Source organism: Mitsuokella jalaludinii DSM 13811 (assembly GCF_000702905.1).
In the GTDB taxonomy this organism is placed as follows: domain Bacteria; phylum Bacillota; class Negativicutes; order Selenomonadales; family Selenomonadaceae; genus Mitsuokella; species Mitsuokella jalaludinii.
In genome coordinates, this window is the sequence record NZ_JNKR01000031.1 from 1 (window position 1) to 13,718 (window position 13,718).

Sequence of the window (13,718 nt, forward strand, 5' to 3'; positions counted from 1 at the left end):
CGGCAAAGAGAAACTGACGCTCAAGGACCGCGAGTGGATCTGCCCGAAATGTGGGATACACCACATTCGCGACGTGAATGCGGCCAAGAACATCCTAGCGCGAGCCAAAGCAAAGCTCGTATCCATGCATTGATGCAAACCTATCTTGTCCGTTTGGCAACTTGCGGACGCTAATGGCTTTGGTAATTACCGGACCTCTGCTGTATCTCGCAAGACTGCGAATGCAGTAAGCCTGGCCTATCTAAGCAAATTGAGGTATCGAAAGATTCCCTCAAGCTCGCGACTTCAGTCGCGGGTAGTTGACGTACAGTTTGGTAAAATCTCGCGTACTGATGCAATTGCGTCTGTCTCAGAAGAATTGCGTGCCCGCGCAGCAAGACGTCATTATGATATCGATGAGAAGTTCCGCAATGAGAATGGCATAAGTTTGCAGATGGCACATCTTGAATACGGTCTGACAGATGGAGAGACCGGCTGGGAACCTGCGTATCGATGGCAGGAACAAATCCTCGATATCTACTATAATGAACCAGAAATTTATAAAAAATTACTAAATAGAGCAAGAAAATAAAGGAAAAAAGCCTTTTGTGTCGTATCTTATAATATTTAGAAAGAAAACGGCGCAGAAGGCTTTTGTGCTGTTTAGACATAGGGGGAATAGAGATATCGATAAAACTGTAGATACAAAAAAGGCCAGCCGAATCATTTAGATTCCTGCTGACCTCTGACTTCTGAATGGTGGAGACAAGGAGGATCGAACTCCTGACCTCTTGCATGCCATGCAAGCGCTCTCCCAGCTGAGCTATGCCCCCGTCTTCGCGTTACCGCTAACGACAGATATTATTATAATAGACGCTGCATGTATCTGTCAAGCATTTTTTGCAGGTTTTTGCAGCCCTTACCGAAACTTTTTTCTCAGTGATGTTTCTGGTACAATGGAATCAATGTTACATACAGGATAATCAGGAGGGGTTCATATGGCCATCAAGATCACTGGGTTCTATCAGCTGCCGCATCAGACGATGCCGGAGCTCGTCGACTTCAATGAGGTGTTCGACACTTCGTTCATGCGCAAGTACACGCGCTTCCGGACTTTCGAGAAATTCTTGCAGGGCAGCCGCTTCAAGATCGAGAACCAGAGAGACTTTGAGGCGCTGCCGGAGGAGAAGATGGACGCATGGGTCCGCAAGGCCACGAAATTCTCATCGTGGCAGGAGATGCTCGACACAGCGACGGACAAGTACGTCATGCACAAGAATATGTGAGGCACAGTGCCGGCAAGAGAATAGAGAATCAATCATAGAGCAGGAGGGATTCATGTGCGCTTTATTCACACGGCTGACTGGCATCTCGGGCGGTATTTCCATGGGATGCACCTGACGGCGGATCAGCGGGAGATCATTATGGGGCAGCTGGTGCCGCTCGTGCAGGAGGAAAAGGTGGATGCTGTCATCATTGCGGGGGATATCTACGACCGCGGCGTGCCGCCTGTCGAGGCGGTCGACCTCTTTGACGAATTCCTCATGAAGATGGCAGAGATGCACATCAAGATCTTCTACATCGCTGGCAATCACGACAGTGAGTCGCGTCTGAACTTCGGCAGCCAGCTCATGCGGGCATCGGGGATCTTTGCGCGCGGGCGGCTGGATGACGAGATGGCTCCGGTTGTCGTTGAAGATGACTTCGGCCCGGTTGCCGTTTACCTCTATCCGTATATGGAGCCAGCTTCGGTGCGAGCGGCTCTTGGCGTGGAGAAAGCCCTGGACTTTGAGCAGGCACATGAGCTGGTGATTGAAAGGAGCCTGGCGAAGCGGGCGGGGAATATGCGCTCAATCGCCGTGGCACACGCTTTCCTGGCGGGCGGCCTGAGCTCGGATTCGGAGCGCCCGCTCGCTGTCGGCGGCTCGTCAAATGTGCGTCCTAGTATCTTCCGGCCATTCTGCTACACGGCGCTCGGCCACCTGCACAATCCGCAGCGGGCCGGGGCCGACCACATCCGCTACAGCGGCTCGCTCATGAAGTACTCGTTTGATGAAGCCGAGCAGAAAAAGGGCTGTATCCTCGTGGACCTCGATGGCACGGGCCGGGCAACCCAGCAGTTCGTGCCGCTCGTGCCGCCGCACGATGTACGGCGCGTGCGCGGTCTCTTCGCGGACATCGAGGGTGACCGCGCGGCGTATCCGCAGTCGGACGATTACATCGAGGTTGAGCTCTTGGACCGCGGCATCATCCTCGATGTGTTCAACAAGCTCAAGGCCATTTACCCGAACCTCATGCACGTGCTCTACCCGAACTTGCAGCGCGAGGGCACGATGCGCGAGCAGGAGGGGCAGGCCGTGCTGAAGCTCACGGAGGAGACGCTGTTCTCCCAGTATTACGAGGATATGACGGGAGAGCCGCTCGCAGAAGAGCAGCAGGCCATCGTCCACGGCTGCCTGCAGGAGATCTACCGGGAAGAGAGGGATGAAAAATGAAGCCAGAAGTCCTGACCATCTGTGCCTTCGGACCGTACCAGAAGAAAGTCTGCCTCGACTTCTCCGTTCTTTCTGAGCAGCCGTTCTTCCTGATCCACGGAGCGACGGGCGCGGGCAAGACGAGCATCTTTGATGCCATCTGCTATGCGCTCTACGGTGAGGCAGCGACGGAGGCGCGGACGCCTCGCATGCTGCGCAACCGCGAAGCGGGACCGGAGGATGACACCTACGTCGACCTGACATTCTGCGTGCGTGACACGCACTGGCACATCCGCCGCAATCCAGAGTACATGCGCAAGGCGAAGCGCGGCAAGGGACTGGCGCGGCAGGCGCCGGAGGTCCTTTTAGAGCGCCTGGAGAATGGACGCGCGGCGGAGTCGTGGACGCGCGATGGCGAGGTGCAGGCGCGCATCGTGCGCCTGCTCGGCTTCCAGTGCAAGCAGTTCCGCCAGGTCGTCCTGCTGCCGCAGGGCGAGTTCCGCCGCTTCCTCATGGCCGACACGAGCGCACGCAAGGAGATCATGAAGGTCCTGTTCAACACGGAGATCTACCAGAAGCTCGAAGACAAGCTCAAGGCGAAGGCGGCGGAAGTCAGCAAGTCATACGAAGGCATCGCCGAGAAGCAGAGATTGTACCTCGCCGAGGCTGATGCCAAGGATGAGGCCGAGTTCACGGCCTTGCTCAAAGAACGAGAGCAGCAGGCGTCAATTCTTGCCGACCGGACGGCGGCTCTGCAGTCCCGCAAGGAGGCGAGCGAGAAAGAGCGCGATGCGGCGCGCGAGACGATGGCGAAGTTCACGCAGGCCGACAGGGCGGCAGATGAGCTCAAGAGATGGGAGGATACTGTGCCAAAGGATGCGGAGGCGAAGGCTCTGCTCGACAGGGCGGACCGCGCCGCGGCGCTTTTAGACCTCGCCAAGCAACTGCAGGCGGCCAGACAGGATGCTGCAACGCGCGGGCAGGACCTCGAAGCGCTCAGGCAGCAGGGGATGAAGCTCGCAGCTTCACGCAGAAGGGCGAAGGAACGCTTTGACACGGTCCAGCAACAGAAACCGGCCCATGATGCTGAGCGCGAAACGCTCATCGTATTGCAGGGATTGCTGGAGGTTGCCAAGGAGCTCGAAGAAGCGAAGAGAGACGCTGCCGCCAAACAGGCCGCGGGCGAAAAGGGAAAGCAGGAAGCCGCCGCGGCCAAGCAGAGGCTCGCGGAGATGGAGCAGCAGCTCAAGGCACAGGAGCAGCAGGCTGAAGCCTTGCAGAAAGAGGCGCTGGCTATCGACTCGCTGAAGCTCAGGGAGCAGAATCTCCTGGCCGAGCAGGAAAAAGCTGCCGCCGCCGCAACGAGCAAATCACTCGTCCGGGAAGCCGCGGCCAGCCATGGACAGGCAGCGAGAGCGGCTGAGACAGCAGAGAAATCCTGGCAGGCAGCCCGCGCTGAACTCGCGCACCTGCGCGAACTGGCCAGGGAGGCGCGTGCCGTGCTGCTGGCCGAGAACCTCGAGGAGGGCGAGCCCTGCCCAGTCTGCGGCGCGACGCACCATCCAGATCTTGCAAAATCCGTGACTGAAGTTGTCACGGATGGGATGCTCGAGGAGAAGGAAAGAGACGTCAGCATACTGGAGCAGCAGTATCAGGCTGCTGCGGCCAAAGCGCAGGAGAAGGCCGGCCAGCTCGCCGCTGCCGAGGCCAAGGCAGAAGCCTTGGTGAAGCAGCTCGATGGGGAAGACCCAGCCGGGCTGGCTGAAGAACTGGCCAAGGTCCGAGCCGCCCTGCGGGATGCGCAAGAGGCCGCTCGGATGCATGACAGCCTGTTGAAGTCAATCGAGCGTGGGCAGCAGAGCGAGGCCCTGCTGAAGGGAAAGAGCGCTGAGCTCGAGCGGAAGGCTGCCGACAGCGCTGCCGCGGCCGCGGCTGCCGCAGCGCTCGTGCAAGATAAGCAGGAGCAGCTTGCGGGCAGGGAACTGCCAGCAGAGCCTCAGGCGCTCATGCGTCAGTACCAGCAGCGCGAGAAGGCATGGCAGGCCGCAGAAGAGGCGGCTGCGGCGGCTGAACGGGACTATCACGACCTCGACACGCGCTACCATGCGGCGCAGTCGGCGTGGAAGACGAAGCGCGAAGAACTCCTGCGCAGTCAGGCGCAGGCCGCAGACCTGCAGCAGGGCTTTGCTGAGCGCCTGGCGCAGGCGGGCTTTGCGGATGAGGCGGCTTATGAGGAGGCACTGCAGGGCAGCTGGCGCGATGCCCGCTACCGCGACGAGGTGCGCCAGGAACTCCTTGCGCACGAGCAGGCCTTGCACACGGCGCAGACGAATTTTTCTGCCTGCCAGAAGACGATCGAGAACTTGAAGAAGCCGGACCTCGCGGCGGCTGAAGATGATGCGCGTGCGTCGCAGCAGGCCTGGCAGAGGGCTCTGCGCGAGTCGTCTGCGGCTGAGACGGTGCTGCGCTCGTGGCAGAAGCGCAAGAAGGAACTCGCTGCCCTGCGCGAGCAGAGCGGCGCGCTCACAGAGGCATACGCGCGCATCACGGGCCTTTCGGAGCTCGCGGGCGGCAGGACGGGCAGCCGCGTCTCCTTCCAGACGTACGTGCTGCACTCTCTCTTGGACGATGTCATGGAGATGGCCAACCAGCGCCTGCTCATCATGAGCCGCGGCCAGTATGAGCTGCACGCCGGGCAGCGCCAAAGGGCCAATCAGCAGGGCGGCCTCGATATGGAGATCTTCGACCATTATTCTGGGTATGCGCGCCCCCTGGCGACGCTGTCGGGCGGCGAGTCGTTCCTCGCGTCACTTTCGCTGGCGCTCGGCCTCGCTGATGTCGTGCAGGCTTGTGCGGGTGGTGTGCGGCTCGACACGATGTTCATCGATGAGGGCTTCGGCACGCTCGACAGCGAGACGCTCGACGTCGCGCTCAAGGCCCTGTTTGAATTGCAGAAGAGCGGCCGGCTCATCGGTATCATCTCGCATGTCGAGGAGCTCCGGAGCCGCATCCCGGCAAGGCTCGAGGTCACGAAGACGAAGAGCGGCGGCAGCACGGCTCACTTTGAGCTCGGCACGGCAGAAAGTTGAGGACGATATGACAGCAACACTCGATTTCATCATAGGCAGAGCGGGGACAGGCAAGACGCATGCCTGCCTTGATGCCATGCGGCAGCGCATGGCAGAAGCACCGATGGGCCCCGCGCTCATCCTGCTCCTGCCGGAACACATGACGTTCAAGGTGGAGCGCGAGCTCGCCGCGAGCATCCCGAAGGGCAGCGGCTTCCTGCGCAGCTACGTCTTCGGCTTCCGCCGCTTCGCGCGCCACGTGCTATTGGAGACGGGCCATATGAAGGTGCCGCGCATCAGCGACGTCGGACGCCGCCTGCTCCTGCGCAAGATCCTCGTGAAGCATCAGAAGGAGAAGGACCTCGATGTCTTTGCGCGTGCTGTGCGCCAGCGCGGCTTCACGGAGAGCCTCTCGGACGCCATCCAGGAGTTCAAGAGCTACCGCCTGACGACGGATGTGCTGCGCGAAGCTGCCGAAGAGCTCGCCAAGGGCAACGAGCGCCTTGCGGGCAAGCTGCAGGAGATGGCGCTCTTGACGGATGAATTCGCGGTGGAGATGCAGGGCAAGGCCAACGATGCCGAAGACATGATGAACCAGCTCGCTGAGGCCATCCCCGAAGCGCCGCTGCTCAACGGGGCAGAGGTCTGGCTCGACGGCTTCATCTTCTTCAATCCGCAGGAGATGGCCGTGCTGCGCGCTCTGCTCATGACGGCAGCCAAGGTGCATGTCTCCCTGCCGATGGCAGGCATAGCAGAAGGAGAGGAGCGCGTGCGTCTCGACCTGCCCGAGAATCTGCAGGAGACGGCGCTCTTCAACCGCCCGTACCGGACCTTGCAGGCCATCCGCCGCATGGCGCGTGAGGAACTCGGCTATCGCGGTACAATCCCCATCCACCTGCTCGCGGAGCAGCATCGCTTCGCGCCGGCAAGTATCCTGCGCGGGATGGAGCAGGATCTCTTCCGTTACGGCGGCTCGGCCCGGCCAGAGGATGCGGGCATGCAGCTCGTCGAGGCGGCCAACAGGAGGCTCGAGGTCGAGAGTGCGGCTGCGGACATCCTGCGCCTCGTGCGCGACGAGGGCTGGCATTACCGCGAGCTCGGCATCCTCGTGCGCGACAGTGAAGCGTACGGCGATCTCGTGCGCCTCGTCTTCGAGGATTACGGCATCCCGTTCTTCGAGGACTCGAAGCGGCCGAGCATCCACCATCCGCTCGCGGAGCTCATGCGCTCGGCCATCGAGGTCGTCTCGCGTGACTGGCGCTATGAGACGGTCTTCCGCTGCCTGCGCACGGGCTTTTTCCCGCCGGTGCGCGAGGACATAGACCGGCTCGAGAACTATGTGCTCGAGTTCGGCATCCGCGGCCGCAAGCGCTGGCAGCAGGAAAAGCCATGGGACTGGCATCGCCGCTACAGCTTAGAGGACGGCGAGCAGGTCGACGAGGACACAGCTTCGACGCTGGCGCTCATCGACTCCCTGCGCCGCCAGTCTGTCGAGGCGTTGACCGAGCTGGAGCGCGACCTGCGCGCGGCCGATGACGTCAGCGGCTATACGAAGGCTCTCTACGACTTCCTCGTGCGCCTCGAGGTGCCCGTGCGCTTGCAGGAGTGGGCGGAGATCGCTGAGCGCGAGGGACGCCTGGCCGATGCAGCCGAGCACCGCCAGCTCTGGGACGATAGCATGGCGCTCTTTGACCAGCTCGTTGAAGTCAGCGGTGCGGAGAAGATGACGCTATCAGACTATGAGGCTGTCCTGAGCGACGGCCTCGATGCGCTGCAGATCTCCCTGATCCCGCCGGGGCTCGACTATGTGACGCTGGCCTCGTTTGATCAGAACAGCCTCGACAACATGCGCGGTCTCTACATCTTAGGCGCCGACGCCGCGACGATGCCGCGCCGCGTGCGCGAGCAGGGCATCTTCTCCGATGCCGACCGCCTGCACATCGCGGAGACGCTGGCTGCCTGCCAGAAAGAGGGCGAAGAGGAGCACACGATCTCACGCGGCGGCCACGAGAAGAGCTTCGGCGAGAAGTTCTTGCTCTACCGCGGCTTTACAGAGGCGCGCGAGTACCTCTGGATTTCCTATGCGCTGGCTGATGCGGAGGGCAATGGCCTGCAGCCGTCGCCACTCGTCAAGAAAATGCGCGAGCTCTTCCCGAAGGCGGCGTTCCTTTCCATTCCGCTGGAGACGGTGCGGCGCGACGACGACCTGTTGCTAGCGGCACCGCGCCCGGCTCTCTCGGGCCTCGCCAATGCCCTGCGCGGCGAGCGCGAGCATCAGGAGATGCAGCCCTGCTGGCGCGATGTCTACAACTGGGCCATGCGGCAGAAGGAATGGCAGCGGCCGCTTCGTCTCGCACTCTCGGGCCTTTTTGCACATGCGGGCGATGGTAGGATACCGAAGGAGCTGGCGGAGCAGATCTTCGCCAAAGGCACGGTCCTGCGCGGCAGCGTGACGCAGTTCGAGAAATTCCGCCAGTGTCCGTTCGCGCACTTCGCGGCCTACGGCCTGAAGCTCCAGGAGCGCAGGGAGTACCAGTTCCGCTCGATGGACCTCGGCCAGCTATTGCACGCCGTGCTCAAGGAGTACGGCAGCATCGTCAAGCGCGACTACGCAAACCGCTGGCAGGATGTGCCGGAGGAGAAGCGCGCCGAGCTCTGCGAGGAGCTCGTCAACACGCTCGCTCCGCGCCTGCAGAGTGAGATCCTGCTGAGCCGCGACAACTACCGCCACCTCAAGAAGCGCATCGAGAAGACGGCGGAGCAGGCCGTCGGCCACCTGTCAGCCTGGGCGGCCGTCTCGGCCTTCCAGCCGGCCTTCTTCGAGGAGGCATTCGGCCACCCTGACGACGAGGTGCATTTAAAGCCACTGCCGCTCGGCGATGGCTATGCGCTCTCGTTCAAAGGCCAGATCGACCGCCTTGACCTGCACGAGTGCGCGCCGTACTATCTGATCCTCGACTACAAGACGGGCCATGTCGCCATCAACCTCTTCGAGGTATACTACGGCTTGCGCCTGCAGTTGCTCGTCTACATGATGGTCGGGCGCGAGCTGCTCAGAGAGAAGGGTGAGAAGCGCCTGCCCGCGGGCATCCTCTACGCCTTCCTGCAGAATCCACTGTTGCAGACGCGCAAGAAGTACACGCAGGCAGAGCTCGAGAAGCGCGTCAACGCCGAGTTGCGCATGCCGGGCTGGGTGCTGGCCGACCTCGACGTCGCCAAGGCCATCGACGCGAGCTTCTCCTTCATCAAGCCGGGACTCAGCAAGGTCAAGGACGAGAAGAAGAAGGATGTCATCGGTCCCGATGGCGAGCCCGTCATGGATTTCGACAGCAACAGCAGGAAGCGCGGCTACATCCGCAAGCCGGAGGAGTTCGAGCTCATGCTCGCGTACGTCGACTACATCCTGCGCGATACGGGCCGGGCCATCCTCGGCGGCGATATCAGCGCGAGCCCGTACCGCCTCAAGGCGAAGAAGGAACAGACGGCCTGCACCTACTGCGAATACCGCGATGTCTGCGGCTTCGACCCCGACATCGAGGGCTATGCATACCGCGACATTGGCCCGGAGGACGATGCGGTGCTGGAAGAGAAGATGGCTTCGTGCACAGGAAAGGAAGATTTGCTCGATGCAATACACAGAGGATCAGAAGAAAGCGATTGAGGCGCGCCACCGCAACATCCTCGTCGCAGCGGCGGCCGGTTCCGGCAAGACCCGCGTGCTCGTCGACCGCATCATCGCGCAGCTCCTGGCGCGCGAGTGCAGCGTCGATGAGATGCTCGTCGTGACGTTCACGAATGCGGCGGCGACGGAGATGCGCGAGCGCATCGACAAGGCCCTGCAGAAGAAGCTCTTGGAGACGGATGACCGCGAGACAGCCGCCTGGCTCGAGCGCCAGATCGTACTGCTGTCCGGCGCCTCCATCTGCACGTTCCACGCGTTCTGCCAGAAGGTCATCCGCCAGAACATCGACGCCATCGACGTCGACCCGCAGTTCCGGCTGGCCAGCGACCAGGAGATGGTCCTGATGCGCCGCGATGTGCTCGAGGAACTGCTCGAGACCTCTTACAAGATGCCAGAAGACGAAGCGGGGAAGGCGAAGTGGCAGGACTTCCTCGAGTTCGTCGACGACTACGGCGACGACCACGGCGATGAGGCCGTCTACGAGGCCGTGCTCAAGCTCTACCACTTCTGCCAGAGCCAGCCGTTCCCGAAGGCGTGGCTGCGCCAGCAGCAGGAGCGCTATGAGGCAGAGGCGGCGGACTTCTGGCAGACGCCATGGACCGCGACCATCGTGGAGGCGGTGGGCCGGGAGATCGAGCGCAGCATCCATGCCTATGAGGCGGCCTGCGCGCTTGTCCGGACCGGCGTGCGGCCAGAAGTAGAAGAGAAGGCCCTGCTTGCGGCCTGGCAGCCGTATGTCGAATACCTGCAGAGCTGCATCGAGAAGCTCGAAGAGGTGCAGACAGTCTACCGCACGGCGCTTGCCGAGAAACAGGCGGGCGGCTGGGATGCGCTCTGCGCCGCGGCTAAGGGATGGAAGCAGCCTGTGCTGCGCGGCAAGAAGTACGAGGCGCTGCGCGATGCTTTCCCGGACATTCGCAAGGCCTTCGAGAAGAGCCGCGACGAGGCCAAGAAGATCTTCACGGATGCCCGCGACCGCTATCTGGCCGAGACGGAAGCATCCGTGCTGGAAGATATCAGGGCGTGCAGCGCGACCGTGCGCCGCTACGTCGACCTGACGACGGCCTTCATCGACGCACTGCAGGCGGCCAAGAAGGAGCGCAATGTCCTCGATTTCAGCGACCTCGAGCACTTCGCGCTCGCCGTGCTCTGCCGTGACCCGGAGGCGCTTGCTGGAGCTTCTGAGGCAGATTTCCGCGGCGAGCGGGGTAAGGCACTGCGCACGGATGCGGCGGAGGACCTGCGCGAGAAGTACGCTGTCATCATGGTCGATGAGTACCAGGATACGAATGGCGTCCAGGAGGCCATCCTGAACCTCATCGCACGCGCGGACAACCGCTTCACCGTCGGCGATGTCAAGCAGAGCATCTACCGCTTCCGCCTTGCCGACCCATACCTCTTCCAGGCGAAGTATGACGCCTATCCCGAGAATCCGGGCGCAGAGGACATGGACCAGCTCATCACGATGAAGCAGAACTTCCGCAGCCGCGCCGAGGTCCTCGCGCCGATCAACTTCATCTTCGACCAGGTCATGACGCGCGAGGCCATGGAGATCGAGTACGACGAGAAGAGCCGGCTCTATCCGGGCGCCTCATATCCCGAGGCCGAGCATACGCTCAAGGGGCCCATGGAGCTTGACATCATCCTGCGCGGCGAGCCGGAGCAGCCCGTAGAGGGACTCAGTCAGGCGGCAGATGCGGGAGATGAGACGGGCGGCGAGGAGCTTGAGGGCTTCGAGCTCGAGGCCCAGCACATCGCGGACCGCATCGCAGGTCTCATGGAGTCGGGCTGCCGCGTCTTCGACAAGGATGCGGGCGGCTATCGTCCGCTCGCGTACCGCGATATCGCCGTGCTGCTGCGCGCCGTCAAGGGCAAGGCGAACACCCTGCTCGAACTGCTGCGCAAGAACAGCATCCCGGCCTATGCCGACGTCGATGGCGGCTATTTCGAGGCCAATGAGGTGCGGCTCGTGCTCGCCCTGCTGAAGACCATCGACAACGCGCGGCAGGAAATCCCGCTGGCGGCCGTGCTCGTCTCGCCAATCGGCGGCTTTACGATGGAGGAGCTCGCGCGCCTGCGCATGTCCGTCCCCGATGAAGATCTCTTCGGCGCCCTGCTGCGCAGCCATTCGCCGGAGACGCCTCTCGAGGAGGGGCTCGCCGACCGCGCGGCCGACTTCTGTGCCGCGCTCAACCGCTGGCGCAGCTACGCTGTGAGCCACAGCGTTCCGGAGCTCATCTGGAAGCTCTACCGCGAGACGGGCTACTACGACTACGTCGGCGGCCTCAAGGGCGGCCTGCTGCGTCAGGCCAACCTGCGCATGCTCGCCGACCGCGCCGCCGAGTACGAGAAGACGAATTACCGCGGTCTCTTCCGCTTCCTGCGCTTCCTCGAAGACCTGCGCAAGCGCGACACGGATCTCTCCGTCGCGCGCACGCTCGGCGCCAGCGAGGACGTCGTGCGCATCATGAGCATCCACAAGAGCAAGGGCCTGGAATTCCCCGTCGTCATCGTCGCCGACATCGCTAAGGGCTTCAATCAGCTCGACGCGAGGGGCACCTTCCTGCTGCACAAGGAGCTCGGCATCGGCCCGCGGCTCGTCGAGCGCTCGACAGTCGGGCGGCAGATGTACGACACCCTGCCGTATCAGGCCATCGGCGCGCGCATCATTGCCGAGACGAAGGCCGAGGAGATGCGCGTGCTCTATGTCGCCATGACGCGCGCGCGTGAAAAGCTCATTCTGACGGGCACCCTGTCCGCGGCAAAATGGGAGAAGCAGGCTGCCCGCTATGCGCGCAGCCTCGACAGCCGCGAGCTCGCCCTGCCGGACGATATGATCCGCGAGGCGGACAGCTATCTCGACTGGATTGCACCGGCCGTGGCGCGCCATACCGACGGTGCTCCCATCCGCGAGGCGGCCGGCGTGGGCTGGGGCGAGATGCTCGATACCGTCGAGCCGGCGGCTCACTTTGCTGTCAACCTGCTCAGCGCCGAGGCGATACAGCCAAGGGAGGAGCAGGAAGAGCTCGATGCGACCCTGCAGTCCGTGCGCGAGGGCAGGGCGCTGCCGGCCTCGCCTGAGCGCGAACTCGTCGAGAAGCGCCTGAGCTGGCACTACGATGCCGAGGAACTGCCGGGCATCACGGCCAAGATGACCGTTTCCGAGATCAAGCAGCGCTTTGCCGAGTCGCTGCGTGAAGACGAGCCAGCAGCCCTGCCCATCGCACCGGCAGCGTCGCCCGTCTGGCGCCGCCCGCAGTTCCTGCAGCAGAAGGGGCGGCTCTCACCTGCCGAGCGCGGCACGCTCATGCACAGCATCATGCAGAACCTCGACCTGCACGGCGACCTCACGCGCGAGGGACTGCGCGCACAGGTCGCCCGCATGGAAGCCACCGGCATGATTGCCGCCGGCCACGAGGCTGCCGTCAACTACACGAGCATCGAATCCTTCTGCCAGTCCTCTCTCGGCCAGCGCATGCAGCAGGCCGTGCATGTCTGGCGCGAGCTGCCCTTCAGCCGTATGATCCCCGTAGGCGAGGTCAACCCCGCCTATGCGGGCAACAGCGAGAAAATCTTCGTCCAAGGCGTCATCGACGTCCTCTTCGAAGAAGCCGATGGCAGCCTCGTCCTGCTCGACTACAAGACCGACCGCGACACCACCCCCGAAAAGATCCGCCGCCACTACGCCAAGCAGATCGAGCTCTACCGCGAAGCCGTCGAGTCCATCCTAGGTAAGAATGTCAAAGAGAGCATCCTGTTCATGCTTCATGACGGCACGAGCTTGCGGATTTCTTAACCGATCAATTTTCTCGTAGCGTTCGAGGCGGTGTTCCAGCGGCGGTCTTGACGGATGTTTGAATCTCTGGTGAAGGCTTATCTTATAAGGGGTTCAGGTGTGTGAAGTTTGAGTTATATTATTGGACATAATCAACATTTTAGATAGAGAGTCGCATCGAATTTGCACAAAATCTGAGCATGTAGTGATGGTGTTAAAAGAGTGTATGGATATTGGAGAATAGTATCATAGAGAGAAGGTTCGCAAATGAATATTTCTGACCTTTATACAATAAATGATTGCTTGAGAAATGCAGATATAAGGACCTATAATTGCGGATATTTTCCAGTGGCGATAAGCCGACCAAGAGAAATTATCACTATTTCCGGCTTGAATCATGATAAATTACCAGCAAAGATAAGTGTGACAAATAAAATTGTATGGTACTGTCAATATTCTTTCGCAAAATCATGAACCGCATCCTCGTTGCAATTAGTCAAGGATGGTCTCGGCATCACATCCATATAGATGCTTCATGTCCATATATTTTTTTGCGCCCCATTGGGAACTCACGACATGACGTAATCTGGCGCAGACGAGCATCAACGCACTCTCTCCATCAGGGAAGGTGCCAATGACGCGCGTCCGGCGACGAATCTCCCGGTTGAGGCGTTCTATGGTGTTGTTGGTACGGATTTTCTTCCAGTGTTCTTCCGGAAAGTCCATGTACGTCAAGGTCT

General features: G+C 61.3%; 8 protein-coding genes and 1 tRNA gene. 7 read left to right on the forward strand and 2 right to left on the reverse strand.

Annotated features, from left to right (window positions below; genetic code table 11):
- Nucleotides 1-13: 13 nt before the first annotated feature.
- Both T518_RS11670 and T518_RS12035 read left to right on the forward strand, forming a co-directional pair.
- Entirely contained in the window at nucleotides 14-133 is a 120-nt protein-coding gene (locus T518_RS11670) for a transposase (RefSeq protein WP_226868813.1), read from the forward strand.
- A gap of 12 nt (nucleotides 134-145) precedes the next feature.
- Nucleotides 146-571, forward strand: coding sequence for a hypothetical protein (locus T518_RS12035; protein WP_155948157.1), 426 nt, complete (start codon nucleotides 146-148; stop codon nucleotides 569-571).
- 165 nt (nucleotides 572-736) lie between these two features.
- Here the strand turns inward: T518_RS12035 and T518_RS10190 are convergent.
- Nucleotides 737-812: transfer RNA gene (locus T518_RS10190), tRNA-Ala, on the reverse strand.
- Nucleotides 813-977: 165 nt separating this feature from the next.
- On the opposite strand from T518_RS10190, the gene T518_RS10195 reads away from it, so the two are divergent.
- From T518_RS10195 to addA, 5 genes are read left to right on the forward strand one after another with little or no spacing between them, the layout of a single operon-like run.
- Nucleotides 978-1,265: a hypothetical protein gene (locus T518_RS10195; RefSeq protein WP_036378628.1), complete on the forward strand. Its 288-nt coding sequence runs from the start codon at nucleotides 978-980 to the stop codon at nucleotides 1,263-1,265.
- Between the two features lie 54 nt (nucleotides 1,266-1,319).
- Nucleotides 1,320-2,474 carry an exonuclease SbcCD subunit D gene (locus T518_RS10200; RefSeq protein WP_036378630.1) on the forward strand — a complete coding sequence of 385 codons (1,155 nt, stop codon included), beginning with the start codon at nucleotides 1,320-1,322 and terminating at the stop codon, nucleotides 2,472-2,474.
- Nucleotides 2,471-5,542, forward strand: a complete 3,072-nt coding sequence (locus T518_RS10205; protein WP_036378632.1) for an AAA family ATPase — start codon at nucleotides 2,471-2,473, stop codon at nucleotides 5,540-5,542. The genes T518_RS10200 and T518_RS10205 overlap by 4 nt, the downstream gene beginning before the upstream one ends.
- A 7-nt stretch (nucleotides 5,543-5,549) precedes the next feature.
- Nucleotides 5,550-9,182, forward strand: coding sequence for a PD-(D/E)XK nuclease family protein (locus T518_RS10210; RefSeq protein ID WP_036378633.1), 3,633 nt, complete (start codon nucleotides 5,550-5,552; stop codon nucleotides 9,180-9,182).
- Nucleotides 9,148-12,999, forward strand: coding sequence for a helicase-exonuclease AddAB subunit AddA (addA, locus tag T518_RS10215; protein ID WP_036378634.1), 3,852 nt, complete (start codon nucleotides 9,148-9,150; stop codon nucleotides 12,997-12,999). The genes T518_RS10210 and addA overlap by 35 nt, the downstream gene beginning before the upstream one ends.
- A gap of 471 nt (nucleotides 13,000-13,470) precedes the next feature.
- Here the strand turns inward: addA and T518_RS10220 are convergent.
- Nucleotides 13,471-13,718: transposase (locus T518_RS10220; RefSeq protein WP_036378635.1), on the reverse strand; the 248-nt coding region annotated here is incomplete at its 5' end.

Excerpts from the sequence above, each read along its gene's own strand:
- T518_RS10195 (WP_036378628.1), top strand. The coding sequence starts at position 978 with ATGGCCATCAAGATCACTGGGTTCTATCAGCTGCCGCATCAGACGATG.
- T518_RS10205 (WP_036378632.1), top strand. The coding sequence starts at position 2,471 with ATGAAGCCAGAAGTCCTGACCATCTGTGCCTTCGGACCGTACCAGAAG.
- T518_RS10210 (WP_036378633.1), top strand. The coding sequence starts at position 5,550 with ATGACAGCAACACTCGATTTCATCATAGGCAGAGCGGGGACAGGCAAG.
- addA (WP_036378634.1), top strand. The coding sequence starts at position 9,148 with ATGCAATACACAGAGGATCAGAAGAAAGCGATTGAGGCGCGCCACCGC.